Here is a 26,343-nt window from a genome sequence, read left to right as displayed (position 1 = left end):
GATCATGCAAATTCTCTCGGTTCTCAACGATGTCCTGACTGGCGCGCTCGGGCCTTTCGGCCCTCTGATCGCAGTGGGCGGCTTGGGCGTCATGCTCATCCTCATCACCATCCCGATGATGCTGCGGCAAAAGCAGGACCCGCTCGAAAAACTCAAGCAGGCCAATCAACGCCAATCCGCCGCGTCTGGCGGTGGCAAAACCAACCTGCGCGCGGGCAAGCAGAACAAGAAACTCGACCGCTACGCCACCTTCCTCGAACCGCAAGACGCCAAGCAACTCAGCCAGGTCCGGCTCAAGCTGATGCAGGCTGGCTACCGGCATCGCGACGCTGTGCGCTATTTCCACTTTGCGCAATTCGCGCTCGCAGTCGGCTTGCTGATCCTTGGGGTGATCTACTACGTTCTGTTCAAAGCAGGCACGGAAACCAGCACTCAGGAAACCCTGCTCTATATCCTTGGGCCCGCGGGCATTGGCTATATGATGCCGAAGTACTGGGTCACGAAACGCCAGCAGAAACGCCAAGAGGAAATTCAGGACGGCTTTCCTGACAGTCTCGACATGATGCTCGTCTGCATTGAGGCTGGTCAATCGATGGACCAATCCATCATCCGCGTCGCCAGCGAAATGCGCGCCTCCTACCCGGCTCTTGCCGAGGAATTCGAGATCGTAGCCCTCCAGATCAAGGCCGGGCGCGACAAGCCCTCGGTTCTGGGCGAAATGGCCGAGCGCTGCGGCGTGCAGGATATTTCCAGCTTTGTCACCGTTCTGGTGCAATCGCAGACTTTCGGCACCTCCATCGGCGAGGCTCTGCGCGTCTATGCAGGCGAGATGCGTGACAAACGGGTCATGCGCGCCGAGGAAAAAGCCAACAAGCTGCCGACCAAGATGACATTGGCCACAATGATGCTTACAGTGCCACCATTGCTGATCATTCTGGTCGGGCCATCCGTTCTGGGCATCATGGAGCTCTTGGCGATGTCCCAGAAATAACGGGGCGACATGTTAAGGCGGGTGGCGGTTTTTCTGGTAGGCACACTGACGCTTGCAGGCTGCCTTGCCCCCGCCACGCCCAAGGGGCCCTATGCCCCCGGCGTGGCCCCTGGCGCTGAGGCCGTCGATGGCCTTCTGGTCGGGCATCGCCTCATGGATGCGGGCGAATATGAACTGGCACACAAGGCCTATACCCGTGCCGCTGTCACTCACGGCATGACCGCCGATGTGCTGGCGGGATTGGGCAGCGCCAATCTTGCTCTGGGGCGTCTTGGCACCGCCGAACGTCTCCTGCGTGAGGCCATCGAACAACCCGACGCTACCCCCGAAACCTGGAACAACCTCGGGGTCGTGCTGGTCGAAAAGGGAAATTACCCAGAGGCCGAACAGATGCTGCGCCGCGCCTATGCGCTGGACAATGGCGAAAGTGACGCAATTCGCGACAATTTGCGCTTAGCACTCGCAAAATCGGAAAATTCTGATTATGGTGATGTAGAAGAGCAAGATTACAAACTGGTGCGGCGGGGCAGTGGCGACTATCTGGTCCGCAAGATACCATGACGAGGCCGAGGCAGTAAAAGGACGCAAAAATGCGCCACCCTATTCTTGTTTCCTTGTGCGTGGCAGGGGCATTTGCCTTGTCCGCCTGTGAGCAGTCCAGCGGAAATGACGTAGACCGCGCGTTCCAAGACATCAATGTCGTGGACGAAACCAACCTCAACGACGTGATGCTGACCGCCAGCGACCCGAACGAGGCGGTCGCCTATTTCCAGCGCGCCGTGGGCGAAAAGCCTGAACGTATCGACCTCTTGCGCGGCTTGGGAAAATCTCTCGTGCGCGCCAAACGCAACACCGAGGCCGTGTCGATCTGGACGCGCATCACTGAACACAAGGATGCCACCGACGAAGATCGCGTCGATCTGGCCGATGCCCTGATCCGCAACAACGAATGGGACCGCGCCAAGACGACCCTCGACAGCATCCCCCCCACCCATGAAACCTTCAAACGCTACCGGCTCGAAGCCATGGTCGCCGACAGCAAGCAGGACTGGAAAAAGGCCGACAGCTTTTATGAGATTGCCGTTGGCCTTACGACCCAGCCTGCCAGCGTGATGAACAACTGGGGCTATTCCAAACTGACGCGTGGCGATTATCCCGGCGCAGAGCGGCTCTTTACCGATGCCGTCCGCCAGGATCCGGCGCTCTTCACCGCCAAGAACAACCTTGTTCTCGCCCGTGGCGCGCAGCGCAACTATTCCCTGCCCGTCCTGCCGGTCAGCCAGACCGAACGCGCGCAGTTGCTGTATACCCTCGGCCTCTCGGCCATCAAACAGGGCGATACCGCGATTGGCGAAGGGCTCTTGCGCGATGCCGTCGAAACCCATCCCCAGCATTTCGAAGATGCCGTGCGCTCGCTGCGCGCTCTCGAAACCAAAGTATCGGGCTAGGACCGCCAGATGTCGCTTGAGATTACCGCGCATTCGGCCCTCTGGTTCCTGCCGTTCGTCCTGCCGGTCTGCGTCTGGGTTGCGCTCAGCGATCTGCGCCGCATGAAGATCCCCAACACCGCCGTCCTGACGCTTGTGGGGATTTTTCTCGTGGTCGGGCTTTTGACTTTGCCGCTCGTGGATTACGCTTGGCGGCTCTCGCACCTGGCAGTGATGCTGGTGGCGGGCATCGCGATGAACGCCGTCCGGCTGATGGGCGCGGGGGATGCCAAGTTCATCGCCGCCGCCGCCCCCTTTGTGGCGCTTGGCGATGCCGCCACTCTCGCCTTCATCTTCGCCGCCACCCTGCTTGGGGCATTCGTGACCCATCGGGCGATCATGTATAGCCCGCTGCGCCGCCTCGCCCCCGACTGGCAAAGCTGGCACACCGGCAAGAAATTCCCCATGGGTCTGGCCTTGGGCGGCACGCTCGCGATCTATCTGAGCTTGGGCGCGCTCTACGGGGCCTGAAACGATTTCAGAAAAAGCGGCGTGACGTGTTCGGTTCGAGATTTCGCCCAGTCCGCCATGCAAAGCGCCGCAGAGCTGCCCGACACTCTCCACAATTTCTGCACCTTTTGATGCGACGGTGTCGGTAATGCAATCCGACCCAGCACAGGCAGACCAGATGAACATGCAGGCCAGCACCGGCGTTCAGCCGCCCCCGCCCCCGTCCCGGCTGGAGGAAATGCAATTGCCGGTCGTGATGATGCGGGACATCCTGCTCAAGACCATGTTCCGCAAAAACCTCGACCTTGCCACCGACATCGCTGAGGCGATCTGCCTGCCGCGCGCCGTCACGCAAGAACTGATCGACATGGCCCGTAGCCAGAAACTGATCGAGGCCACCGGCACGCTCAACGCCAATTCCGGCGGCGAAATGGGCTATCAACTGACCGATGCCGGCAAATCCCGCGCCCTCGACGCGCTCAGCCAATCGGAATATTTCGGGGCCATGCCCGTGCCCCTCTCGGTTTACCGCGAACAGGTCAAGCGTCAGTCGATCCGCAACATTCAGGTCACGCGCGAGCAATTGACCAATGCGATGGGTCACCTGATCCTGCCCAATGCCCTGCTCGATCACCTCGGTCCCGCAGTCAGCGCTGGCCGTTCGATCCTGATGTATGGCCCGCCCGGCAACGGCAAATCCTCGATCTCCAATGGCATTCGCGATGCCATGGGCGACAAGATCTACGTGCCCCGCGCCATCGAATATTCCGGTCAGGTCATCACCGTCTACGATCCCATCGTCCATTCCAAGGCCGAGGTCGAGATTGACGATCCCAATTCCCTGCGCCGCAAACGCACCTTTGATACGCGCTATGTCCGCTGCGAACGCCCAACCGTGATCACCGGCGGCGAACTTAGCCTGTCGATGCTCGATCTCGTCTATAACCCCACCGCGCGCACCTATCAGGCGCCGCTGCAACTCAAATCCACCGGCGGCATCTTTATCGTCGACGACCTTGGCCGTCAGGCCGAACCGCCGCAGGCCCTCGTCAACCGCTGGATCGTGCCCCTGGAAGAGGCCAAGGATATTCTCGCCCTGCAATCGGGTGAGAAATTCGAGGTGCCGTTCGACACGCTGGTGATTTTCTCGACCAACTTTCACCCCAATTCGATCTTCGACAAGGCCGCGCTGCGCCGGATTTTCTACAAGATCAAGATCGACGGCCCCTGCCAATCTGACTTCCTCAAGATCTTCGCCATGGTCGCCCGCAAGAAGGGCATGCCGCTCGACGAGGCCGCGCTGATCTACCTGATCAAGGAAAAATACCCCACGATCGACAATGTCTATGCCAATTATCAGCCGGTCTTTCTGATCGACCAGATGATCTCGATCTGCAACTTCGAGGGCATCCCCTATCAGATGACCCCCGAACTCATCGAACGTGCATGGGCCAATATGTTCGTGCGCGAGGAAGAGATCCTGCACTAGGCGGCTTTGCCTGCAAGAAAGGTTGATGCCGCGCGCGAGACAGATGCTGGGCTGTATTATGATTATGGCCGCGCACAGCCCGATTGAGAACATTTAGCGAACACGCTATTCTTCCCCTATGACGATTCCGCTTCTCAGCCGCGACAGCCACCGCCCTGCCCTGCGCCTGCTGGGCGCGCTCGACTTGGCCCTCACCCGCCTGCATGAATGCACCGGCCCCGCCCGCCACAGTTTTGCGCTGCTCCTCATCGGGGCCCTGCGCGGTCCCGTGCTCTGGATCGCCCCCGCTTGGGCGCGCGACCGCCTCAACCCCGATGGCATCTGCCCCCTCACCGGGGCCGAGAATGGCCCGGAATCCCTCATCTTCATCACACCTGAGCGGCGCGAGGATCTCTTGTGGTGCATGGAAGAGGCCCTGCGCAGCGGGGCCGCCCCGCTCATCATCGCCGACCTGCCAGAACCGCCCGCCCTCACCCCGGTCCGCCGCCTGCATCTCGCCGCCGAAGAAGGCGCGGCGCGCGGTCCTCACCGCCCCTTGGGCCTGATCCTCACACCGGGCGATGGTGGCGCACCCGGCGTGGAAACCCGCTGGCACATGGCCCCGGCGCATGACCCACAGATCGACCGCTGGCACCTCACCCGCCGCCGCGCCCGCACAGCTCCCCCCGCCGAATGGCATCTTACCGGCCAACCCGGCGCATGGGCGCTCAAGCAAACGTGACATCCGTTTGCCCACAGCGCGCGTATTCTTTCTCATGATCCACCGCATCGCCCTCGCCTTCTGCCTGATCACCACGCAGGCCACCGCCGCACCAGAGGCTTACCGCCTCGACACGGCCCGCTCCACCGTGGGCTTCACCTATGACTTCCCCATCGGCGACAATCGCGGCACCATGCCGATCACAGCGGCGGATATGCGGATTGATCTGGGCAACCTCAGCGCCAGCCGGATTGATGTGACCCTCAACGCGACCGGAGTCCGCGCCGGGTTTCCCTTCGCCGCAGAGGCGATGAAGGGCAGCGAATTGCTCGACGCCGCCCGCCATCCCGCCATCACCTTCCGCTCGACCGCGATCACCGGCACCCTGCAAGAGTCCCGGATCACCGGCCTCTTGACCGTGCGCGGCGTGACCCACCCCGTCACCCTCACCGCCGGCCTCTACCGCCAAGCCGAAACCGACCCCAAGGACCTCTCCCACCTCACAATCCTCCTCACCGGCACCCTCAACCGCCACAGCTTCGGCGCAAGCGGCTATGCCACCCTCGTCGGCCCCGAGATCGGGTTGAGGATCGTGGCACAGGTGGAGAGGTAGGGGCAGAACGCGGTCGCTCGCGGCACAAAGCCCCAAGAGCCGCTTTGCCGAACCAAGCGAGCTTCGCTGCGCCAGCCATGTAGACGCAGTGGCAAAAGTGCTGGATCAGATCACCCGTGAAGAGATGTCAATGTTCGAACCCGAAGTTATAATCGGTAAGATCCGGGCGTCCGGTTGGTCCACTTGTGAAAGGCCCGGTGGAAGTTCGACGGTGCGGAAAAGCCGGTGTCAAAGGCGATCTGTTCGATACTGTCCGTCCCTTGCTGAAGCGCGCGGATAGCGATGTCGCGGCGCAGAGCGTCCTTTATGTCCTGAAAGGATGTTCCTTCCTCCTTCAGGCGGCGGTTCAACGTTCGGGGCGTCATCTTCAGGGCGTGGGCCGCATCCGGGAGTTGGCAGCTCTGCCATGTCGCTCCGTAAAGAAAGGCGCGGACGCGAAGGCTATTCGTGTGGGCGCGCGAGCTGGTGAAAATCCAGTCAAGCGGCGCCCGTTGTAGGAACACGGATGCTTCGGCCGGGCTGCGGGTGATCGGACGGTCAAAGTGGCGCGGATCGAATAGGATGCTGGTATGCTGTGCGTCGAACGCGACCGGGCAGGGAAAAACCACCGCGTAGTCGGCCGCGAAATGCGGACGGGCAAAGGCAAAGCGTATCTCTTTCACCGAGGTTTCCGACCCGCCCAGCCAAGACAGAAGCCCATGCGCCAATTTGAGGATCAGCATGTGACCAAATCGCTGAGGCTCGGTGTCCGGGTAGCAAGCGATCAATGACAGCTCCACCTCCTCATAGCTGTTCCGCAATTCCAGGCGAAAATCATCCAGGAGCAGGTTCCAGAACGTCGAGAACCGAAACAGCGCTGAGACCAGGCTGCTCGCCTCACGCTGCACGGTCAAAAGATGCTGCAAAGCGCGAGGGCGGATCGGGCGGCTCCAGAGCCCCATCATTTCATCACCGGTCTCCGGCGCGGCCAGCTGGTAAAGGGTGGCGATTTCCTTGAGCGTCACGCGCTGCGTGGGCACCATGGGGATGGTTTGCAGACCCGAGCGCTCCAGCAGAGAGGCCATCGCCTGCGGTGTGCATCGAGATTTCAGCGCGTCGAGCCAGTCCTGGATGAACCCCGCCGAAACGGTCGTCAGAGAGATAGGATCATGACTGGTCATGGGGGCTCTGATGGCGTGATCTGATATGATTTTGGCATAAAATGAGCTTATTGGCAAGTTATTCACCAGCTAAATGACAGGAAGCAATAGTTACCGTGGAGAGCCTCGAATGTCCTATCTGCCGCCCGTGCAAGATTTGATGTTCTGTATCGAACACCTGTCCCATTGGGAAAGGGTGTCCGCTATGGACGCGTATTCTGACTGCGAGCTGTCGGATATTGGTGCCGCACTGGAAAGCTATGCCCGGTTTTGCGCCGAACAGATCGTGCCATTGTCTCATATAGGCGACACCTTGGGTGCCCGGTTTGAGAATGGCCGTGTGACCATGCCCGAAGGTGACGCGCAGGCCTATGCTCGGTTTATCGAAATGGGCTGGCAGGCGCTGACACATCCGGCGGAATATGGCGGCATCGGGCTGCCGCGTGCCGTGGGCGCGGCGGCGATAGAGATGCTAAATGCCGCCGACATGAGCTTTGGTCTTTGTCCTCTGCTGACCGACGGGGCGATCGAGGCGCTGCTGCTGACCGGCTCGGAGGAGCAGAAGGCCACCTATCTTGGGCCGCTGATCGAAGGGCGCTGGTCCGGCACGATGAACCTGACCGAACCGCAGGCGGGCAGCGATCTGGGCCGGGTGGCAACAAAGGCGGTGCGGCGCGCCGACGGCACCTATGGCATCTCTGGCACGAAGATTTTCATCACCTATGGCGCCCATGACCTGACCGAGAACATCATTCACCTCGTGTTGGCGCGCACACCTGATGCGCCATACGGGCCGAAGGGGTTGAGCCTTTTCATCGTGCCGCAGAAACTGGTGGAACCGGACGGTACGCCGGGTGCCGAGAACGCGGTCAACTGTGTCAGTATCGAACACAAACTGGGCGTGCGCGCCAGCCCGACGGCCGTACTGGAATACGTCGATGCCATCGGATTCCTGATTGGCGAGGAAAATAGCGGGCTGGAACACATGTTCATCATGATGAACGCCGCGCGGTTCTCGGTGGGTGTGCAGGGGATTGCGCTCTCCGAGCGGTCCTATCAGCGGGCTTTGGCCTACGCGCGCGACCGCGTGCAGAGCCGCCCTGTGAATGGTCAGAGCAAGCACGCCGTGCCGATCATCGAACACCCTGACGTGCGCCGCATGTTGATGCGGATGCGCAGCCTGACCGAAGGCGGACGGGCGATGGCTGCTGCGACTGCGGGGCTGTTGGACATGGCGCACCACAGGGGTGATGCGGAGACCATCGCAGAGGCCGAATTCATGGTCCCGCTGGTCAAGGGCTTTTGCACCGAACGCGCGGTCGAAGTCGCATCGTTGGGCATACAAATCCATGGCGGCATGGGCTTCATCGAAGAAACCGGCGCAGCACAGCACTACCGCGACGCTCGCATCCTGCCGATTTACGAGGGCACCACAGCCATTCAGGCAAATGACCTGCTGGGGCGCAAGGTGATGCGAGACGGGGGGGCAATCGCCCGCCTGTTCGCCGCCCGAATTGCGGAAACCGAAGCAAGGCTGGCAAGCGGCGACGCATCGGCCCAGGCAATCGGCACACGTCTCGCGCAGGCGCGCGGCGCTTTCGAAGCTGCCCTGGACTGGATGCTGGAAAACAGCCGCAAGGATATCGACGCGGCCTTTGCGGGCTCTGTCCCCTTCCTGATGCTCTCCGGCACACTGGCGGCGGGCTGGATGCTGGCCAAGGGGGCGCTGGCGGCGCAAACCGCGCGCGACGCGGGACAGGACACTGCGTTCCTGACCCAGAAGATCGCCACCGCGCTGTTCTATGCCCAGCACATCCTGCCCGAATGCGCCACCGAACAAGCCCGCATCCTGCACGGCGCGCAAAGCCTGCTGGACGCGGCCTTCCCCGATTGATCCATCGAAAGGACCTAACCCATGAATGACGTCGTGAACCCCGACACCTACGAACGCCTCGCGATTTCCGCGCGTGACAATGGCCTCTATGTGGTGACGCTGAACCGCCCTGACAAACGCAACGCGCTCGATGTGCTCACCATTGAGGAGCTGATCCGCTTCTTCAGCGGCGCGCGCATGGCGGGCGTCAGGGCGGTGTTGCTCGAAGGCGCGGGCGATCACTTCTGCGCCGGTCTCGATCTCGTCGAACATTGGAAGGCCGACCGCAGCGCCGATGACTTCATGCACGTCTGCCTGCGCTGGCACGAAGCCTTCAACAAGATGGAATATGGCGGCGTTCCGATCATTGCCGCGCTAAAGGGCGCGGTTGTCGGGGGCGGGCTGGAGCTGGCCAGCGCCGCCCATGTGCGCGTGATCGACCCCGGCACCTATTTCGCTCTGCCCGAAGGCCAACGCGGGATCTTCACCGGCGGCGGCGCGACGATCCGGGTGTCGGACATGATCGGCAAGTACCGGATGATCGACATGATCCTGACCGGCCGTGTCTACCAGGGGCAGGAGGCCGTCGACCTGGGGCTGGCGCAGTATATCACCGAACCGGGCGGCAGTTTCGACAAGGCGATGGAACTGGCGGACAAGGTGGCGCAGAACCTGCCGCTGACGAACTTCGCGATCTGTTCGGCCGTCAGCCACATGAACAACATGTCCGGCATGGACGCCGCCTATGCCGAGGCGTTCGTGGGCGGCATCGTCAACACCCAGCCCGCCGCGCGCGAACGTCTTGAAGCCTTCGCAAACAAGACCGCCGCCCGCGTGCGGCCCAACGATTAAGCCAGGCGGATCCGGGATGCGTCAACATTTCGAGGCTCTTCAAAAGACAGGGGCCAACCATGTGCCCTTGTCGCCCCTGTCCTTCCTGCGCCGCGCCGAAAGCCTGCATGCCGCGCGCACGGCGGTGATCTATGGTGACATCCGGCGCAGCTGGGCCGAAACCTGTGACCGCATTCGTGCGGTGGCGGCAGGGTTCATGGGGCTTGGCGTTGCGCCGGGCGATACCGTCTCGGTGCTCAGCCCGAACATTCCCGAACTGTTCGAGCTGCATTTCGCGCTCCCTCTGACAGGCGCGGTGCTGAACACGCTCAACACCCGGCTGGAACCCGAAACCATCGCCTATATCCTGGATCACGCGGATACCAGGCTGGTGGTTGTCGACCGGGAACTGGTGCCGCTGCTGTCACAGGCCTTTGACCGTCTTGGCCGCACGCTGCCCGTGGTCGAGATCGCCGATCCGAATGCGCCCGGCGAAACCCTTGGCGGCCCGACCTATGACAGCCTGCTGGCAAACGAGCCCTTGCCGGTTGTCCTGCCGGATGATGAATGGAATGCGATTGCGCTGAATTACACGTCCGGCACCTCCGGGCGGCCCAAAGGTGTCGTCTATCACCACCGCGGGGCCTACCTGATGGCGCTTGGCACCGGAACCGCGTGGCAGATGCCACCTTATCCGATCTACCTTTCGGTCGTGCCCATGTTCCACTGCAACGGTTGGGGGCATCCTTGGCTGATGGCGATGCTCGGGGGAACGATGGTCTTCACCCGCGTTCCGGCAGCAGACCGCATCCTTGCCGCGATCCGCACCCATGGCGTGACCCATTTCGGCGCAGCCCCTATCGTCTTGCAGATGCTTGCCGAGGCCGAAAGCAACGCCACGCCCTTTGATCCCGCGATCCGCGTTCTGACCGCAGGCGCACCGCCGCCACCTTCGGTGCTGGAAAAGACCCGAGCCATGGGGTTCGACGTCATGCAGGTCTATGGCCTGACGGAAACCTACGGCCATATCTCGCAGTGTCTATGGCAAGAGGACTGGGACGACCTGACTCCTGCGGAACAATCCGAATTGCAGGCGCAACAGGGTATTGCCTTTCCCATGGTCGAAGAGGTCACCGTAATCGACCGCGCAAGCGGCGCGCCCGTTCCGCGCGACGGCACCACCCAAGGTGAAATCGCCATTCGCGGCAATACGGTCATGGCGGGCTACTACAAGGACGCCGAGGCCACCGCAGCAGCATTTGCAGATGGCTGGTTCTGGTCCGGCGATGGCGCTGTCGTTCATGAAAATGCCTATATCCAGATCCGCGACCGCCTGAAGGACGTAATCATCTCGGGCGGGGAAAACATTTCCTCGGTCGAGGTTGAGGCCGTGCTTTATCGCCACGACGCCGTTCAGGCTGCCGCCGTGGTCGCCATGCCGCATGAAAAATGGGGCGAGGTCCCCTGCGCCTTTGTGGAATTGCGTGATGGGGTACAGGCCACTTCGGACGAACTCATCGCCTTCTGCCGGACCAATCTGGCTGGCTTCAAAGCCCCCAAGTCTGTCATTTTCGAAACCCTCCCCAAAACATCAACCGGCAAGATCCAGAAGTTCCAGCTTCGCAATCGCGCCAAAAGCCTGGAGTAACCTGGAATGACCCTGATCTCCCCCTCACGCCGACTGCGGCGCACCCCCTTTTCCGACGGCGTCGAGGCCGCCGGAGTAAAGGCCTATACCGTCTACAACCATATGCTGCTGCCGACGGTCTTTCGTTCGGTGGAGGAGGATTACCACCACCTCAAGCAGGCTGTGCAGGTTTGGGACGTCGCCTGCGAACGTCAGGTCGAATTGCGCGGCCCCGATGCCGGGCGTCTAATGCAACTGCTAACCCCGCGCGACCTGCGGTCAATGCTGCCCGGCCAGTGCTATTATGTGCCCATCGTCGACGAAACCGGCGGCATGTTGAACGACCCGGTTGCGGTCAAGCTGGCCGAGGACCGCTGGTGGATCTCCATCGCTGACAGCGATCTGCTATATTGGATCAAGGGACTGGCCTATGGCTATCGCCTTGACGTGCTGGTGGACGAACCCGACGTGTCACCTCTCGCCGTGCAGGGCCCGCGCGCAGATGACCTGATGGCGGCAGTCTTTGGCGATGCGGTGCGCGACGTCCGCTTCTTCCGTTTCGCACATCTGGATTTCCAGGGGCACGACATGGTTGTTGCGCGATCGGGCTACTCGAAACAGGGCGGTTTCGAGATCTACGTCGAGGGTGAAGACCTTGGCATGCCGCTTTGGAACGCCCTGATGGAGGCCGGCAAGTCGATGGACGTTCATGCCGGCTGCCCCAACCTGATCGAACGGATCGAGGGCGGTTTGCTATCCTACGGAAACGACATGACCGACGACAACACGCCGCACGAATGCGGGCTCGGAAAGTTCTGCAACACCCAGACCGCCATTGGCTGTATCGGCCGCGATGCCTTGCTGCGCGTCGCCAAGGAAGGCCCGGTCAAGCAGATCCGTGCGCTGGAGATCGACGGCCCGGCCGTGCCCGGATGCGACCGCTGGTGGCCGCTGAAGCACGGGGCGAAAACGGTCGGCCGCATCTCCTCGGCCGCCTGGTCGCCGGATTTCAAGACGAATGTCGCCATCGGCATGGTGCGCATGACCCATTGGAACGACGGCACCGAACTGACCGTCGAGACGCCGGCCGGGCCGCGACAGGCCAAAGTTCGCAGGAATTTCTGGGCATAGCAGCGTTTCGCAACAACATTGGAGACAACACGCAAGCTCATGGCTTGGCCAAAGGGTTCATTCGAGCAGCACTTCGGGTTCAACCGAAAACCAGATCAGTGCTCGAAGTCTTGGCGTTGTCTCCAATGGTCGCGTTGGCAAAGCCGTCCTGCTGCAAGACGGATGCGCCTCCCCGCAGCGGTATCGAGACCTCTTCAATTTGAAGAGGTCGCCTGCCGACCGGCAATGGGAACGCCCTGAGCCTAGAACGGTTCGTGTTTCGACATGGCAAGTGCGTTTTCATGAAGAGATCGCCACATCTCTTGTCAAACTTGCTTTGCATTCTGATTTCGATAGGTGCGCGTAAGGCTCTGTCTCGTGTTTTTCGAGTGCCGCTCAGGAAAGCTTCGGGCCGATGTTCCAGATAAACAAACCCGTCACGACGACCCCAAGGGCGAGGGCGTCCGACACTTGAGGAACTTGGCCGAGGACCGGCACAGCCAGTACGGCCGCGACGCCGGGTGTCAGGGCCGACAGTCCGGACGCCTGCCCACCGATGAGACGAAGCGCCCGGCCGAAAGCATATACTGAAATCATGCCCGAAATGATGCCCTGAAAGACGGCCTGAAAGGCAATGTCGGACCATTGCGCCGTGGCAATGTTGGACAGATCGGAAACGATCCAAAACGGCAACAGCCAAATTGTCGATACAGCGCCCACTATGGCGGTCGCTAGGAACGCAGGGATTTCGAAGGCTCGGATCGTTACGGTGAAACAGGCCCAACAGAGCGCACCCAACAAGAAGAGAAGGTGTCCAAACCGCACATCTAGCACGGCCAACTGATCCGAGCCGCGCAGAAGGATTGTCACTGCGCCGGAAATGATGAGCATGAGGGCAACAGCATCGCCTTTGCTCAACCTCAGGCCCAGGAACAGACAGGCCAAAGCAACGGCAAAAACAGGCATCAAGCCAGGAACCATGGCACCCGCGTGGGCCACCGGCGCAAAGCCCAATCCGTGGCCCACGAGCAATGTGAAGGGTGCCCCGTAGGCGGACAGCAGCAAGCATCGTGCTGCGCCCATTCGGGCAACAATGCGACGGTGGCGCCAAAGCAAAGGGCCCAGCACCACCGTCGGGATGACAGCGCGAAATGCGGCAAGATCCAAGACCGAAAGAGACGTCGTGCGCCCGGCAGAGGTCAGCACCAGCCAACTCGCCCAGATCAACACGGCGAGCGACATCCAGGCATAGCCCGCTGCCGTTGCACTTCTTTGGCGGGCCGTTTGCCTGTCACGCCCCTTGCAGGGCGGATAGCCCGCGCGTTGCGTCGAGACGGCAGTGTTCCGATCGGCGGGCGGCCTTGAAATGACCCAGAGATTTCCTGACATCGGACAAGCCTTTCCTGCCGGGGCGCCTGCAACCGCACCGTCGCCATTGGATGATTGCATGGGATCCGGGAGGTCAGGTCCGTTCCGCGCGAATGGTGCTGACTTGCCGACCCTCTAAGCCCCAATTCTCGAGTGGAACTTCATCGATGACAACAAACGTGGTGGCCGGGGTCTTGCCCAGAACTTTAAACAGCAGATCCGTGACTCCGGCGACGAGCTGTCGCTTTTCTTCCGTCGAAGGGCCCGTACCTGTCGGGCCACCTTCTTGCGTTACCTTGATGTTTACGTAGGGCATTCGTTCAGTCCTTTCGTGCAACGAATGAGAAAACCTTAGTGAGCACGCGCCACCCTTCATCTGTATTGATGATCGTCAGCAAGTCTTGGTAGTTGCGGCCCATCATCGTCATGCGAGCCTCGACAATGCCGATGCGATCTCCCTTGAACTCGATCCGTTCGACGATCTCTTCTCTGGCGTCGCCGCGTGAGGCTGGTGGCGTCCGAGCATCGATCCGCGCCATGTAGTCTTCAAGCCCCATATGCTCGTAAGTATCGGCAGTCCCGTTCACATAGGTGAGATCCGTGTGAAAGACGGATCGCAAAACCGTGCTGTTTGAGTGATAGAGACCATCGAAGTAGAGCTTCATGAGTTCGCGAACTTCGGTTTCATTCGATCCAGTCATCGCGCAAGACTTCCCGTCACAAAGATAGCCTTCGCCATAGGTCGAGGGCCGAGATCGCGCGGCTTGCTGTGATCGGCAATGCCCCGGGTCCAAGATTTGGAATACAGTTTCATCAAACGCTCCGTTCTAGTGTCTTGCGCAGACCTAGCAACAAAGATCCTCAAATGATAATATCGAGTTTTCATGATTTTGATCGTGAAAAAAGATCATGTTATCCACGTCACGTCCGCAGTGCGTCATCAAGCGTGTCAGGTGCCGACAAGGGCCAGTTTCGGGACTGCGGTCCGACAATACCCGCGTGACCGCCCGTATGCGCGTAAAGTCGCGGGCACCGACGACAAACCTACCCGCTCAGCTTCAGTAACCGCGTCACACGCGACCAACGGCTTTTCACCTCAACGTGGCATTTCCGAAAATCTTTCCCAGATGCTCGACATGACTTTTCCCATCGGGCGATCCCGGCGTCTGATTGCGAATATCTCCGTGCGGCGTGGAGGGTAGCCCTCGACGGCGAGGGGGACGAGCTCGCCTGACGCCAACTCTTCGGCCATCAGGTGTTCCGGAATTCCACCCCACCCCAAGCCTGCCTTGATAATCGATTTCTTGGCCTCAAAATCCGAAACGGTCCATCGCTGCCCGCCAGAGAGCAAGTCACGACTTTGGTCGTAATCCTTTCCGCCCGTTCCCGAAACGATGACTTGAGTGTAGCCCTGCATCTCGCGCCGCGACCTGACGCCTGGCCGGTAAGCTGCTGGAAACCCGGGGCTGGCAACGGGTCGTATCGTGATCGTGCCAACCGGGAGCGTTTCGACTTCGTCGATCGGCACGCCATCAAGCCCCGCAATGATCAGGTCGGCTTCACCCTTCATGAGGCGCGCCAACGGACCGCCCATCATTTCGGTCACCAGCTTGACATGTGTTCCGGGAAAGGCGCGCCCGACATCTCCCAAAATGCTCAGGATCGGATCGAGAGGCATTGTTGCCGTCATCGCGATCGAAATCATGGGCTCCTGCTCACTCCGGAGTCCGGCTGCCACAGTTTTCAATCCATGAACTTGCTCTAGAACCCGCGTCACTTCGCGAAAGAAAACCTCGCCTTCCGGGGATAAACTTGGTCTGTAGGAATCGCGCAAGAAGAGATCGAACCCCAGTTCGTCCTCAAGCTTTTTGATTTGATGGCTGACAGCGGACTGCGCCTTGTTCAGCCGATCAGCCGCCCCGCGGAACGTTCCGGAGGCAACGATCGCGTCTAGGGCTACGAGTTGATCCAATGTCATATGGCGGCTCAGGTGATCTGTTTTTTAGATCATAATCATGAAAACTCGATATTATCAACTCGCGCTGCTCATCGATATCTCCGTGCAAGACATCGCAACAGGGGTTTGGCCAAAGCTCTTCTCCAAGAACCTGGTGTCGCCTGTAACAGCAACCCGGCCCGCGAGGTCGACGCAACTCACAAGGAGAAAGAAATGGTGAAGATAGCAATCGTCTACCACAGTGGATACGGCCACACCGCAGTTCAGGCCCAAGCGGTTTTCCGCGGCGCAAGCGAAGTTGCCGGTGCAGACGTCACACTGATCCCGGTCGAAGAGTGCGCGACGCATTGGGAGGTTTTTGACGCGGCCGACGCTATCGTCTTTGGCGCACCGACATATTTCGGAAGTGCATCCGCGCAATTCAAATCCTTTCTGGACGAAACGTCGGGCCGGTGGCTCGAAGGTCGATGGGCCAACAAGCTGGCCGCCGGGTTCACCAATTCGGCCGGCATGAGTGGCGACAAACTGGCGACACTTCAACAGATCAACCATTTCGCAATGCAGCACGGTATGGTCTGGATCGGGCTGGGGCTGCCGCCAGGGAACAACACCAGCACAGGCTCGCCCGAGGATCTGAATCGCCTCGGCGGGTTCTTGGGCGCGATGTCGCAAGCAGATGCTGATGTTCCGCCCGAAGTTGCACCGTCGGGCTCGGACCTCAGAACCGCCGAATACCTTGGCCGCCGTGTCGCAGAGGCCGCGCATCGCTGGCAATCAGGCCGGGGAGCTGAGGCTGCAACCGCCTGAAACAGGATCAACCGGATAGTCTCTGTCGCTTCGCACACAGCAACGAGGGCAACCGAAGGCCCGTTTCATCCGAGTGCCGCTGTTTGGCGGTCTCGGATGCAGCTGGTTTACCGCAACGGCTGCACGCTTTGCACACTCAGAAAGAGAGGCCCGGATATATTGGGTGCGGCTGCGTGATCGGACGACTGGAACAATAGGTTTGCCCCGCTATCCGGAAGCGCGCGCCCATGAAGCAAAGCGCTCCACTTCGGCAAAACGCGGATGATCGCTGCGGCTCACCGCCCAAAAAGTTCTGCCGGGCAAAACCGCGTCAGACAGGCACACGAGGTGCCCGGCGGCAACAGCGGCACCAGCCAACACGCTAGACGCCAGTACCACGCCCTGACCTGCAAGCGCCGAGTCAATGGCATTGATTTCCTCGGAAAAGTGCTGTGTGACCTCTGGCACCGCATCCCCGAGCCCGGCTGCGTGAGACCAGCGCTGCCAGCTAGGCGACGCTTCCGCGCCGCAATTCCAGCGGTACTGGATCAGCGGCAGGCCCAAAATACCGGCGTCATCTTTGATCGGAGTCCGGCGCAGCAGTTCCGGCGCGCAGAGCGGGATCAGGCTGTCTTCGAACAGCGGCAGCCAACGATCTTCGGGCTGCGCCTGGACTGCGTAGCGAACCGCAAAGTCGACACCGCTAGCGGACAGGTCTACCGGCTGGTTGTCGGCCTCGACCTTCAGGTTCAGCCCGGTCTGACTACGCAATGCGGGCAGGCGCCGCATCAGCCAGAGGCTGGCGAAGGCCACCGTGACGGAAACCGTCAGCGGGCGGTCCGTATCCAGTTGCGAAATCCCTGCGATGGCGCTGCTCATGCGGTCGAAACTCTCGCGCAGCACCGGGTACAATGCCGCGCCTTCTGCCGACAGTCGGATCGGGCGCGGATAGCGGTGGAAGAGTTTCACCTCGAGGATCTCTTCCAACTGGCGGATCTGGTGGCTGATCGCGGTTGGCGTCAGGTGAAGCTCGGCCGCGGCTCGGGCGAAATGCAGATGCCGGGCGGCGGCTTCAAAAGCGCGTAGCGCGTGGAGTGGAGGCAGGCGCCGCATCGGTTCAATCCTTTCAGTTCGGGGTAGCGCCAAGGTGAATTTCATTCATCCTGTCCATGAAAAATTCGCCTTCGCCAGAGGGGCGGCCGCTTGGTAGGCACATTGCGCAATGCATAAACTCAGGAGATTGCCTATGCCCACTCTGTTGCGAATCGATGCAAGCGCTCAGCTCGAAGAACGCTCCCTCACACGTCATCTGACCGGACTGTTCACGCAAAACTTTCTGGCTCAAGCACCGGACACGAAAGTGATCACCCGGGATGTCGGCTTGAACCCGATTCCTGCGATCGACCATAAATTCATTCACGCGGCCTTCACCCCGCCAGAAGAGCGCGAACCGTGGATGCACGAGCGTCTGGCGCTGTCCGACGAGTTGGTCGATGAGGTGATCGCGGCGGATATCGTCGTCCTGGGCGCGCCGATGTACAACTATGGAATGCCGACCGCCCTGAAAGGCTGGATCGACCACATCGCACGGATCGGTCGGACCTTTTCTTTTGACCTTGCCCGCGGCGACACACCGATCGAGCCGATCTTGTCGGGAAAACTGCTGGTGGTGCTGTCGTCGCGTGGTGAATTCGGCTTTGCCCCAGGTGGTGTGCGTGCCCATCTTAACGCGCTTGACCCGGCTCTGGCGGCTTGTGCGCATTACTTCGGCGTTGCTCAGGCGGATATCGAGACAATCGCGATCGAATATCAGGAATTCAAAGACGCGCGCCACGAGGCGTCGGTTGAATCGGCAGTGGCCCGCACCAGCAACCTGGCCGTGAAACTGGCCGGTGGGGCGGCGCAAGCGGCCTGAAACAAATCTTTGAAACGGCAAGGCTAAGTGGCGCGGATCGAAATCCGCGCCGCCAATTCGTTTTGCAGTCGGGTTCACTCGGCCCCCCGGTGTAGCAGGACTTCCAGCGCCTGCGGCTGCGCATCTGTGCCATTGATCGGCAGCAGGTCCATCGGGCAGCAGGAAATCACCACCACAGCATCCATTTCAGCGCGAAACAGCACATGATCCCCTTTGGTCGAGACAGGGGGCCGCCACTCCATCGCGCCCCCTTCGATGACAGGCGTGTTCATCCAGAGGTTCAGCGGGCAAGGTACTGATCCCGGACGCAAGCCGATTGCCCCCAGCGCCATGCGCAGGTTGTCGGTGCAATTGTCATGATAACCGTGATGTCCCAGTTGGGCATACCGGTGAATATCGCAGGACGCGACAAGCGTGTCGTGAACGCCGGGCGAGGTGTCCTCAAGCAGTGTCAGAATAGGGCGCCGCCGGTTGGTCACCAGCGCATCGCCGGGGCGCGGCGAGACACGCTGCAGCGTCGGGCGCAGGTGCTCCATCGACAGATATTCGTTGCAGTCACCTTCGGCAAAAGCCCAGAAATCGCCGATCTGGCTGCCGTCACGGTTGATAACCGACAGCAGTTCCCCCTTTTTCACGCGCATCGCCCGGCCCTGACGGGCAGGAATGGTGTAGGGGGCATTGGGGCTTAGGCGGCCATCCTCTGCAAGCGTCTGATATGCGCTCGGGTTTTCACCATCGGGCCGTGCGGCATCAAAGGGGGTGTTGAGGGTATCCATGTTTATTTCTCCATCAGGACTGGATGCGTGTAGGGCGCTGCGGGCTCACGATGCGGCTGCCAGGCCCCTTCGGCCTCCTGGCTTGCGGCGTAGGCGGCGATTTCTTCCAGCGGTGCAAACCAGACATCGCCTCGCGACAGCACCTCTTCGAGCCACCGCTCGACAACCCGCCAGCGGGCCAACCGCCCGGTCAGGAACGGGTGCCATATCCCGATCCAGAGCCCGCCAGCCTCGTACTGCGCCTCAAACTCCTCAAATGAGGCCTCCAACCCGCGGTGCGGCGACATCACCGGCATCTTGTAGCCGATCTCGTCAAAATGAGCGAAAGGCGGCCAATCATCGCTGCCCCAATGCACCGGCAATTCGAAAAGAGACCCGGATGCGGTGTCGATCCGATAGGGCAGATCCTCCGCCATCATCGAGCTTTCATAGGTCAACCCGTGCTTCACCGCGAGCGACAGCACCTCGGGGGTGACATTATAGACCGGGGCGCGATAGCCGCGCGGGGTACTGCCAGTCATCTGCAGGTGAACTTCAAGCGCCCGCTCAAACCAATAGGTCTGTTCCTCGGCGCTCTGTTCGGCGGGGTCTTCGTGCAGATACCCATGGTGACCGATCTCATGCCCGCCGGCGAGGATCGCCTCGACCGTTTCGGGGTATTGTTCCATCACCCAGCCGGGCATGAAGAAGGACTGTTTGAGCCCCAATCTCCGGTAGGTTTCAAGAATACGCGGCACACCGGAATTCGGGCCATAGCGGCCCATGCTGATCGGATAGAGGCGGCGGTGCCCATCATACGGACGGGCGATGTGGATCAGGCTGTCGGCATCCACGTCAAACGTGATCGCACAGGCGCAGCGGGCCTTGTTCGGCCATCGGATCGGATTGCGGATCATGTCAAAGGCTCCTTTCGCTTTAGCAGCGTTTCGACCATTGCCGCAGTGGCAAGCAGGGTGCGGTCACTGTTTGGCGGACCGACCAACTGCAATCCTACCCAGCAGCCCGAGTCCGTTTTCCCGGCTGGTAGAGAAATGGCAGGCAAATCCAGCAGGCTCGCTGGCATGGTCAGGCGTAGAGCCGCAGTATTCGTTGCGGCAAAGGTTTCAGGATCTTCCAGCAGCGGTGCCAGCTGCGGGGCTTCGATGGCAACCGTCGGCAGGAGGTAGATGGTATCAGAGGTTCGGACGGTTTCGCGCAACGCTCTTGCGCCCTGTTTGACGCGCGCGATTTTGTCCGGGGCTAGGCAGGCCGACGCACGCAGCCGCGCCGCGATAAAGGGATCAAGGTGATGAGCGTTCTCGGTTTCGAGCAGGTGCCCGTAGGTTTCGACCGCTTCCATGGCACCCGGCCAGCCGCCCGCGCGGATCAGCGCCAGCGCCTCATCCAAAGGCGACTGTCTGGTGCGCTCCATCAGGAAACCCGCCTGTTCGAGAGCTGTCACCGCCTCCTTGCAACGCTGGAATACGGGCGCGGCAACACCGCCCCCCTCGAGCACGCCGATGGCAACCGAAAGACGGCCGACCGCATTCGCGCTGGCTGCATCGCCTGACAGAATGGCATCCAGTTCCATGATATCGGCAACCGTACGGGCAAAACTTCCAACCGTGTCGTAGCTGGGCGCGAGTGGCATCACACCGCTCATCGGATACCGTCCGCGCGTGGGCCGAAAACCCACCACGCCCTGAAACGCCGCAGGCACCCGGCAAGAGCCAGCAGTATCCGTACCGACGGCCAGTCGGGTGATCCCACGCGCCACAGAGGCCGCTGCCCCCGAGGAGGAACCGCCCGGTACCCGCCCCTCTGTCATCGGTGTTCCATAGTGGGGATTATAACCGATCCCGGAAAACGCCAGTTCCGATTGATTGGTGACGCCGATGCTTACCAAACCGGCCTTTCTGGCCCGCTCTACAACCTCTGCATCCGCGAACGCGGGCGCCTCCGCGTGCCGGTGCACAGAGCCCGCGCGCGTGGTGACGCCCTTGATCGCGATCATATCCTTCCAAGAGACCGTGCTCCCATCGAGGGGGCCCAATCTTTCGGTGCGATCATCGCTTTGACGCGCTTCCGCGCGGGCACGGTCCGGCAACAGGGACAGAAAAACCTCCCCTTCCCGCCCGGCTCGACGCAGAGCGTCCACGGTACTGTCGAGAACAGACCTCATGCAGCCCTCGCGTTGGCGCCCAACCCCGATTGTTGCGCACTCTCCAGAAGAAAGCCGTCGTCGGAGTGCCAGGACGCATAGACCCGTGTGCCGATGCTTGCGTCCAACTGCTCCAGGTCGCGCTGTTGGAGCTGTGCCACGAGATTATGACCTGACGCGGTTTCAAGATGCAAATTGACAACCGCTCCGGCGAACTCCTCAGAGATCAGAGTGCAGGCGATTTCGTTTTCGCCCCAGCCCGGCTCAACCGTCACGGAGATCCTGTCCGCCCGTACAGCCAGATCTGCGGCTGCGCCTTCGGCCAACCCGCTGCTGTGGGAAAGCCGGACTTTGCCGTCGCGTGTGTCCAGAAAGCGCTTGGTGTCCCCCCTGCCCGAAACCTTTCCTTCCAGCAGGCTGATCCCACCGACAAACTGCGCAACAAATTTGCTGCGGGGTCGCAGGAAGATGTCCTGCGGGCTGCCAATTTGCTCCACCCTGCCGGCGTTCATGATGACAACCCGGTCGGCGAGTGAAAAGGCCTCTGAATGGCTGTGGGTGACATAGACAAAGGTGATGCCGAGCTCGCGCTGGAGCTTCTTCAGTTCGCCCTGCATCTTAATGGCCATATGGGCGTCCAGAGCCGAAAGCGGCTCGTCCAAGAGCAGCACTTTGGGTTCCAGCACCAGGCTGCGGGCGAGAGCAACGCGCTGGCGCTGACCGCCTGACAGACGCGCGACATTGCGGTCTGCGTAGGTGGAAATGCCCAACCGCTCCAGCCAGTCGTCGGCACGGCGTCGGCGCTCTGCCCCCGCAACGCCGCGCATCTTTAGTCCGAACTCGACGTTTTCCCGCACGGTCATGAAGGGGAACAGCGCCAGGCTTTGCCAGACCATGGGGGTTTCCCGTTCCCAGACCGGCAGCTGGTCAATCCGGTTGCCCGCAAGGGTGATCTCACCGCGGTCTGCGGTTTCGAGACCGGCAAGCATGCGCAGGCTCGTGGTCTTGCCACAGCCGGACGGCCCCATGATTGCGATGAACTCCCCTTCGGAAATATCCAGCGAAAACTCTTCTACGGCGATGAAGTTACCATAGGACTTGGCAAGCCCGTCCATTTTCAGATGTGTGTTGGTCATGATGTCTCCTCCTTGGACATGGCGCCGCCGCTCTGGCTCAGGACCACGGCAAGCGCGATCAGAACCAGCGTCAGCGTGACGGAAAAACTCAATGTGCCGATGACATGGATGGTCGGGTCGACCTGCCCCTGAAGCGTGGTCAGGACCGCAACGGGAATGGTCTGGTTCAAGCCACCCGTGAACCAAGAGATCACATACTCGTCGAATGACACGGCAAAGGTGATCAGGAAGGCGGCGAGGATGGCGGGCGACGTATGCGGCAGCACGATACGGCCGAGCGCGGAATGCGGCAGCGCACCGAGGTTCTGGGCTGCGGTTTCCAACGTCTCATCCAGTTGCGCCAGCCGCAGACGGCAGACCGCCATCGCAAAGGGCGCGGCGATCACGACATGCGCGGCAACCACGGCCGCAAGCGTGCCAGCAATGCCGATGCGGGAGAAGAAAGCCAGCATCGCCAGACCTAGGATGACCAGCGGCACCGTCGGCGGCAGCAAGGCCAGCGCCAGCACGGCTTTCCGGCCAAAGAACCGGAAACGATAATCCGCATAGGCAGCGGCAAATCCCAGGGCTGTGGCGATCAGCGCGGTGATCCCCGCAACCGTCAGGCTGTTGCTGAGGGCCTCCAGCATGGCGTGGTCGGTCAGGACCTGCATATACCATTTGGTGCTGAACCCGGACATGTTGAGGCTTGGAAAGCGGTCGGCGCTGAAGGAAAACAGGACCGCCGACAGGATCGGTGCGTAGAGCAGCAGGAAAACCAATGCGAGTCCGGCAACCCAGAATGCTTTTGGCAAGGCGTGTTTCAGATGCGGAGGCATGTCTTATCCCTTCTCGCGGTAGGCCCAGAGGACGGTTACAAAGGCGGTGACCAGCAGGCTGGCGATCATCAACAGCGACACCACGGCGGCACGCGGCCATTGCTGACCGGCCCGAACAAGGTCCGTCACGAGGATCGGCAGGGTTTGGAAGGTGCCGCCGCCCAGATAGGAGGCGCTGACGAATTCCGCATATGACAGCAGGAACGCAAACAGCAGCCCGAGCGTCAGGCCGGGGCGGGCAGCGGGCAGGATCACCCGGAACAGGATCGCTCCGGGACGCGCGCCGAGGTTCGCGGCAGCTGAAATCCCGGTCCGGTCCACATTGGAAAGGGCGATGGTCTGCAGGATCAGGACCACCGGCAGCGCGAGCGTCGCATGGCCGATAAACAGCGCGAAATAGGTATTGAGAAGGCTTTCCCCCTTGCCACCGAACGCCTGAACGAGGGAGGAGATCACACCGCCTTCTGTCAGGAAGACCTGCCAGGAATAGATGCGCACAAGATAGCTTGTGAAAAACGGAGCAATCGCAAACCCCAGCAGGATCAGTCGCTGGCGCGGGGCTGCGACAAAGGCCATCGCGTAGGAGGCCGGAAAGGCCAGCAGCGAAATCGCGACCGCACTGGCCATCGACAGCCCGTAGCTGCGCCAGAAACTGGCCCAGAGGAAATCGAGGCCTAGAACATAGCGCCAGGCCGACAGCGTGGCATCCGGCGTCAGCCGGTAGTTCACCACGGACCAGAATGAAATCGCCACCAGCAAGCCAAGCGGCACTGCAAAGAACAACAGCAGCCAGGCAGGCAGCGGCAGGACCCAAAGCGCCTGCCAAGCTCGGTTAAAGAGGAAGTGGAACCGGCGCCCCGAAGTGTGGGCCGGGAAAGTAGGGGAAGTCATGTCGATATCTCCGATAGGGCTGCGGCCCCGACGATTGCGCCGGGGCAGGACCGGACATCAGGCGTTTTTGTAACGCGTCCAGGCGTCGTTCCAGGTTTCCAGAGATTGCTGTAGCGGAAGCTCCCGCAGCCGGATGCGCCCGGCGCGGATCTCATCAAGTGCATTGGGACCATTCAGCACCATGTTCTGGCGCTGCGCCTCTCCCGGCAGTTCATCATTCAGCCGAGCCCAGCCCGCCCGCGTCGGGATCATCGCCGGATAAGCCTTGAGCGTGGCGGTCTTCACCTGCCCTTGCGGCGACAGCATGTATTGGATGAATTGCCGGGCCAGATCCTGGTTTTTTGACTGCGCGCCGATCGACAGCGACTCGGTCCATTGCAGGCCACCTTCCTCGGGGATGGTCGTGGTGACATCCGCACCATCGCGGGCCAGCACGCCAGTGATCCAGTCGCCGATGCCGGGGATCGCGGAAACCTCGCCCGAACGCAGCGCCGACAGCATCCCGCCGTAATCATAGAAACCGCGCACCTGAGGCCGGAGCGACATCATCGTCTCGGTCAGTTCCGTCCAGTGTGCCTCATCAAGGTCAAACGGCGACGCGTTGCCATTGAGAAGGCTCAACGCGCCCAGGTTGGGCAGATGCCAGTCGAAATGGCCAATGCGTCCCACGTGCTGCGGATCCCACATGGTGCGATAGCTGCGGGCTTGCGCCTCGCTCATCGCGGTGCGGTTATGAGACAGCCCGAGGAAACCGAACCGCAGGAAGACCGCATAGGGCTGACCGTCGAACCAGTGGCCGCGGAAGTTCTGAAACTCCGGAAAGAAGTCGTCGAACGGGTAGTCCTCAGGCGTCAGCGGTTCAATGAATCCCGCTTGCTGCAATTGCACGACGTATTCCGCATCTGACAGGATTACATCGTAGGTCCCGGCCGGAGACTGCGCCATTTGCGCGAGCATTTGATCGCCGCCGACATATTCCTTGGCGCGGATGCGAACATTGTGCGTCTGCTCGAATGCGCCGATCACGTCAGGGTCGGCATGGCCTGCCCAGGTGAGCATCGACAAGTCACGGCGGCCCTGTGCGCGCAGGACAGCCGGGGTGGCGATGACGGCCGCGGCCGCAAGACCCCCCTTGATCAACCGCCTCCGGGTGGTGATAATATTATGTGTCATTTTTCCCTCCCTTTTCATTACACAAGCTTCAGAAAGTGGAGGCCAAAAAACAAATGACCATTCGTCAGGCCAAGCTGAGATTTCTTTGCGCAAGTGGGCGAAGCCATGCGTAAACTACCGCCGTTAAACGCAATTCGAGCCTTCGAAGCAGTCGCCCGAAGGCTCAGTTTTGCCGAGGCTGCGGAAGAGCTGAGCGTCACCTCCACCGCCATCAGCCACCAGATCAGACATTTGGAAGCCTACCTTGGCTTCCAAGTGGTAGAGCGCCGCCCCCGTCAGATTGCCCTCACTCCCGCCGGGCAAGAGTTGTTCCCCAAGCTGCAGACGGCTTTTGATATTTTGGGCGAAGCCTTCGCAATGCTCGACAAGGACGTCGAACAATCGCTGGTCCGGGTCACAACCACATATGCCTTTGCGGAACGCTGGCTGGTTCCGCGCCTGCCAGATTTTTTCGACAAGCACGGCGATATCAGGGTTGAGGTCGAAACCGATAACGTCGTTCTGGACTTACGGGTTGACCGGCTGGATCTGGCGATCCGATATGGCCCCCAGGTCTCCGCGAGTGAGGAAGCTGAGGTTTTGTTCTCGGATCGCTACATTCCTGTCGGTCTGGCTGACCTCCCGGAAACCGGCTTGCAGGACAACCGGCTGTTGGGCTTCCGCTGGCGTAATCCGGACATGGGCGGCCCGACCTGGGAAGAATGGTTCAAGGAGGCCGGGGAACCGTTCCCGTCGGACCGCATTACCCGTTTCAGCGATGAAAGTGCGGCTTTTAACGCGCTGGATCAGGGTCTGGGGCTGCTTTTGTCCAGCAGTGCGCTCGTTGATGACGGCCTGCAATCAGGCCGTTACACGCAAATCCCCGGTCCTGAGCTGCGCGGATTTGCCTATTGCCTTGTGCTCAATCCACTGTCGCGCAACAAGCAAGGCGTCAGGACATTCGCCGATTGGATTAGGCAAGCCGCCAAAAAGATATGAGCGCAATCTAATCCGCATCGACAGCATTCGTCTTTCCACGTTTCAATGTGGCTAGACAGAGTTCTGGGCATCAGGCGCACTATCGCACCGATAGC

27 protein-coding genes are annotated in these 26,343 nt (G+C 60.9%); 14 read left to right on the top strand and 13 right to left on the bottom strand.

Features of this window, described 5'->3' with window-relative positions; translation table 11 throughout:
- The first annotated feature begins 4 nt into the window (after nucleotides 1-4).
- From ROSMUC_RS09340 to ROSMUC_RS09310, 7 genes are all read left to right on the top strand, one after another.
- Nucleotides 5-991 (top strand): type II secretion system F family protein, encoded by a 987-nt coding sequence (locus ROSMUC_RS09340; protein WP_037272215.1) that lies wholly within the window; start codon nucleotides 5-7, stop codon nucleotides 989-991.
- A gap of 9 nt (nucleotides 992-1,000) precedes the next feature.
- Nucleotides 1,001-1,552, top strand: a complete 552-nt coding sequence (locus ROSMUC_RS09335; protein ID WP_037272213.1) for a tetratricopeptide repeat protein — start codon at nucleotides 1,001-1,003, stop codon at nucleotides 1,550-1,552.
- A gap of 29 nt (nucleotides 1,553-1,581) precedes the next feature.
- Nucleotides 1,582-2,439 (top strand): tetratricopeptide repeat protein, encoded by an 858-nt coding sequence (locus ROSMUC_RS09330; protein ID WP_037272211.1) that lies wholly within the window; start codon nucleotides 1,582-1,584, stop codon nucleotides 2,437-2,439.
- Nucleotides 2,440-2,448: 9 nt separating this feature from the next.
- Nucleotides 2,449-2,949, top strand: coding sequence for an A24 family peptidase (locus tag ROSMUC_RS09325; protein ID WP_037272210.1), 501 nt, complete (start codon nucleotides 2,449-2,451; stop codon nucleotides 2,947-2,949).
- A 157-nt stretch (nucleotides 2,950-3,106) separates the two neighbouring features.
- Nucleotides 3,107-4,417: a P-loop NTPase family protein gene (locus ROSMUC_RS09320; protein ID WP_037272950.1), complete on the top strand. Its 1,311-nt coding sequence runs from the start codon at nucleotides 3,107-3,109 to the stop codon at nucleotides 4,415-4,417.
- Nucleotides 4,418-4,535: 118 nt separating this feature from the next.
- Nucleotides 4,536-5,138, top strand: a complete 603-nt coding sequence (locus ROSMUC_RS09315) for an ImuA family protein (RefSeq protein WP_037272207.1) — start codon at nucleotides 4,536-4,538, stop codon at nucleotides 5,136-5,138.
- A gap of 34 nt (nucleotides 5,139-5,172) precedes the next feature.
- Nucleotides 5,173-5,730, top strand: a complete 558-nt coding sequence (locus ROSMUC_RS09310) for a YceI family protein (protein ID WP_037272204.1) — start codon at nucleotides 5,173-5,175, stop codon at nucleotides 5,728-5,730.
- 146 nt (nucleotides 5,731-5,876) lie between these two features.
- Here the strand turns inward: ROSMUC_RS09310 and ROSMUC_RS09305 are convergent, their stop codons facing one another.
- On the bottom strand, nucleotides 5,877-6,956 hold the full coding sequence (locus tag ROSMUC_RS09305) for an AraC family transcriptional regulator (protein WP_342748350.1): 1,080 nt from the start codon (nucleotides 6,954-6,956) through the stop codon (nucleotides 5,877-5,879).
- 118 nt (nucleotides 6,957-7,074) lie between these two features.
- Here ROSMUC_RS09305 and ROSMUC_RS09300 point away from each other — a divergent pair, with 118 nt between their 5' ends.
- The 4 genes from ROSMUC_RS09300 to ROSMUC_RS09285 are packed head-to-tail and all read left to right on the top strand — an operon-like array spanning nucleotide 7,075 to nucleotide 12,331.
- Nucleotides 7,075-8,763 (top strand): acyl-CoA dehydrogenase family protein, encoded by a 1,689-nt coding sequence (locus tag ROSMUC_RS09300; RefSeq protein WP_281256593.1) that lies wholly within the window; start codon nucleotides 7,075-7,077, stop codon nucleotides 8,761-8,763.
- A gap of 21 nt (nucleotides 8,764-8,784) precedes the next feature.
- Complete coding sequence (dmdD, locus tag ROSMUC_RS09295) at nucleotides 8,785-9,594, top strand: methylthioacryloyl-CoA hydratase (RefSeq protein WP_037272196.1); 810 nt, start codon at nucleotides 8,785-8,787, stop codon at nucleotides 9,592-9,594.
- Between the two features lie 16 nt (nucleotides 9,595-9,610).
- Entirely contained in the window at nucleotides 9,611-11,221 is a 1,611-nt protein-coding gene (locus ROSMUC_RS09290) for an AMP-binding protein (RefSeq protein WP_037272193.1), read from the top strand.
- A 6-nt stretch (nucleotides 11,222-11,227) separates the two neighbouring features.
- Nucleotides 11,228-12,331: a dimethylsulfoniopropionate demethylase gene (locus ROSMUC_RS09285; RefSeq protein WP_037272190.1), complete on the top strand. Its 1,104-nt coding sequence runs from the start codon at nucleotides 11,228-11,230 to the stop codon at nucleotides 12,329-12,331.
- A 375-nt stretch (nucleotides 12,332-12,706) separates the two neighbouring features.
- Here ROSMUC_RS09285 and ROSMUC_RS09280 read toward each other — a convergent pair whose 3' ends face one another.
- The 4 genes from ROSMUC_RS09280 to ROSMUC_RS09265 all read right to left on the bottom strand — a co-directional run bounded on the left by ROSMUC_RS09280 (nucleotide 12,707) and on the right by ROSMUC_RS09265 (nucleotide 15,656).
- A complete protein-coding gene (locus tag ROSMUC_RS09280; protein WP_245875150.1) occupies nucleotides 12,707-13,552 on the bottom strand; it encodes a DMT family transporter in 846 nt (281 codons plus the stop codon).
- 220 nt (nucleotides 13,553-13,772) lie between these two features.
- Nucleotides 13,773-13,994 carry a tautomerase family protein gene (locus ROSMUC_RS09275; RefSeq protein WP_037272188.1) on the bottom strand — a complete coding sequence of 74 codons (222 nt, stop codon included), beginning with the start codon at nucleotides 13,992-13,994 and terminating at the stop codon, nucleotides 13,773-13,775.
- A 4-nt stretch (nucleotides 13,995-13,998) separates the two neighbouring features.
- On the bottom strand, nucleotides 13,999-14,379 hold the full coding sequence (locus ROSMUC_RS09270; RefSeq protein ID WP_037272185.1) for a nuclear transport factor 2 family protein: 381 nt from the start codon (nucleotides 14,377-14,379) through the stop codon (nucleotides 13,999-14,001).
- Between the two features lie 395 nt (nucleotides 14,380-14,774).
- Nucleotides 14,775-15,656, bottom strand: a complete 882-nt coding sequence (locus ROSMUC_RS09265; protein WP_037272183.1) for a LysR family transcriptional regulator — start codon at nucleotides 15,654-15,656, stop codon at nucleotides 14,775-14,777.
- 192 nt (nucleotides 15,657-15,848) lie between these two features.
- Between ROSMUC_RS09265 and ROSMUC_RS09260 the strand changes: the two genes are divergently transcribed.
- Entirely contained in the window at nucleotides 15,849-16,442 is a 594-nt protein-coding gene (locus ROSMUC_RS09260; RefSeq protein ID WP_037272180.1) for a flavodoxin family protein, read from the top strand.
- 207 nt (nucleotides 16,443-16,649) lie between these two features.
- On the opposite strand, the gene ROSMUC_RS09255 is transcribed toward ROSMUC_RS09260, so the two are convergent.
- Nucleotides 16,650-17,579, bottom strand: coding sequence for a LysR substrate-binding domain-containing protein (locus ROSMUC_RS09255; protein ID WP_245875148.1), 930 nt, complete (start codon nucleotides 17,577-17,579; stop codon nucleotides 16,650-16,652).
- Nucleotides 17,580-17,667: 88 nt separating this feature from the next.
- Here ROSMUC_RS09255 and ROSMUC_RS09250 point away from each other — a divergent pair, with 88 nt between their 5' ends.
- Nucleotides 17,668-18,336 (top strand): FMN-dependent NADH-azoreductase, encoded by a 669-nt coding sequence (locus tag ROSMUC_RS09250; protein ID WP_037272173.1) that lies wholly within the window; start codon nucleotides 17,668-17,670, stop codon nucleotides 18,334-18,336.
- Between the two features lie 74 nt (nucleotides 18,337-18,410).
- Here the strand turns inward: ROSMUC_RS09250 and ROSMUC_RS09245 are convergent, their stop codons facing one another.
- The 7 genes from ROSMUC_RS09245 to ROSMUC_RS09215 are packed head-to-tail and all read right to left on the bottom strand — an operon-like array spanning nucleotide 18,411 to nucleotide 25,270.
- A complete protein-coding gene (locus tag ROSMUC_RS09245) occupies nucleotides 18,411-19,112 on the bottom strand; it encodes a DUF1989 domain-containing protein (RefSeq protein ID WP_037272169.1) in 702 nt (233 codons plus the stop codon).
- A 2-nt stretch (nucleotides 19,113-19,114) separates the two neighbouring features.
- Nucleotides 19,115-20,008, bottom strand: a complete 894-nt coding sequence (locus tag ROSMUC_RS09240; protein ID WP_037272166.1) for a polysaccharide deacetylase family protein — start codon at nucleotides 20,006-20,008, stop codon at nucleotides 19,115-19,117.
- Entirely contained in the window at nucleotides 20,005-21,273 is a 1,269-nt protein-coding gene (locus tag ROSMUC_RS09235) for an amidase family protein (protein WP_037272163.1), read from the bottom strand. The genes ROSMUC_RS09240 and ROSMUC_RS09235 overlap by 4 nt, the downstream gene beginning before the upstream one ends.
- Nucleotides 21,270-22,388 (bottom strand): ABC transporter ATP-binding protein, encoded by a 1,119-nt coding sequence (locus ROSMUC_RS09230; protein ID WP_037272161.1) that lies wholly within the window; start codon nucleotides 22,386-22,388, stop codon nucleotides 21,270-21,272. The genes ROSMUC_RS09235 and ROSMUC_RS09230 overlap by 4 nt, the downstream gene beginning before the upstream one ends.
- Nucleotides 22,385-23,206, bottom strand: coding sequence for an ABC transporter permease (locus ROSMUC_RS09225; protein WP_037272158.1), 822 nt, complete (start codon nucleotides 23,204-23,206; stop codon nucleotides 22,385-22,387). Before ROSMUC_RS09225 ends, ROSMUC_RS09230 begins: the two co-directional genes overlap by 4 nt.
- A gap of 3 nt (nucleotides 23,207-23,209) precedes the next feature.
- Nucleotides 23,210-24,097 (bottom strand): ABC transporter permease, encoded by an 888-nt coding sequence (locus ROSMUC_RS09220; RefSeq protein WP_037272155.1) that lies wholly within the window; start codon nucleotides 24,095-24,097, stop codon nucleotides 23,210-23,212.
- A gap of 57 nt (nucleotides 24,098-24,154) precedes the next feature.
- Nucleotides 24,155-25,270, bottom strand: coding sequence for a polyamine ABC transporter substrate-binding protein (locus tag ROSMUC_RS09215; protein WP_102105913.1), 1,116 nt, complete (start codon nucleotides 25,268-25,270; stop codon nucleotides 24,155-24,157).
- Nucleotides 25,271-25,375: 105 nt separating this feature from the next.
- Here ROSMUC_RS09215 and ROSMUC_RS09210 point away from each other — a divergent pair, with 105 nt between their 5' ends.
- The gene (locus tag ROSMUC_RS09210; RefSeq protein ID WP_037272149.1) at nucleotides 25,376-26,248 is read left to right on the top strand and encodes a LysR substrate-binding domain-containing protein; all 873 of its coding nucleotides are present in this window, start codon (nucleotides 25,376-25,378) and stop codon (nucleotides 26,246-26,248) included.
- Nucleotides 26,249-26,343: the final 95 nt, after the last annotated feature.

The organism is Roseovarius mucosus DSM 17069 (genome assembly GCF_000768555.3).
Lineage (GTDB): Bacteria > Pseudomonadota > Alphaproteobacteria > Rhodobacterales > Rhodobacteraceae > Roseovarius > Roseovarius mucosus.
This window is presented reverse-complemented; position numbering and strand designations above follow the sequence as displayed.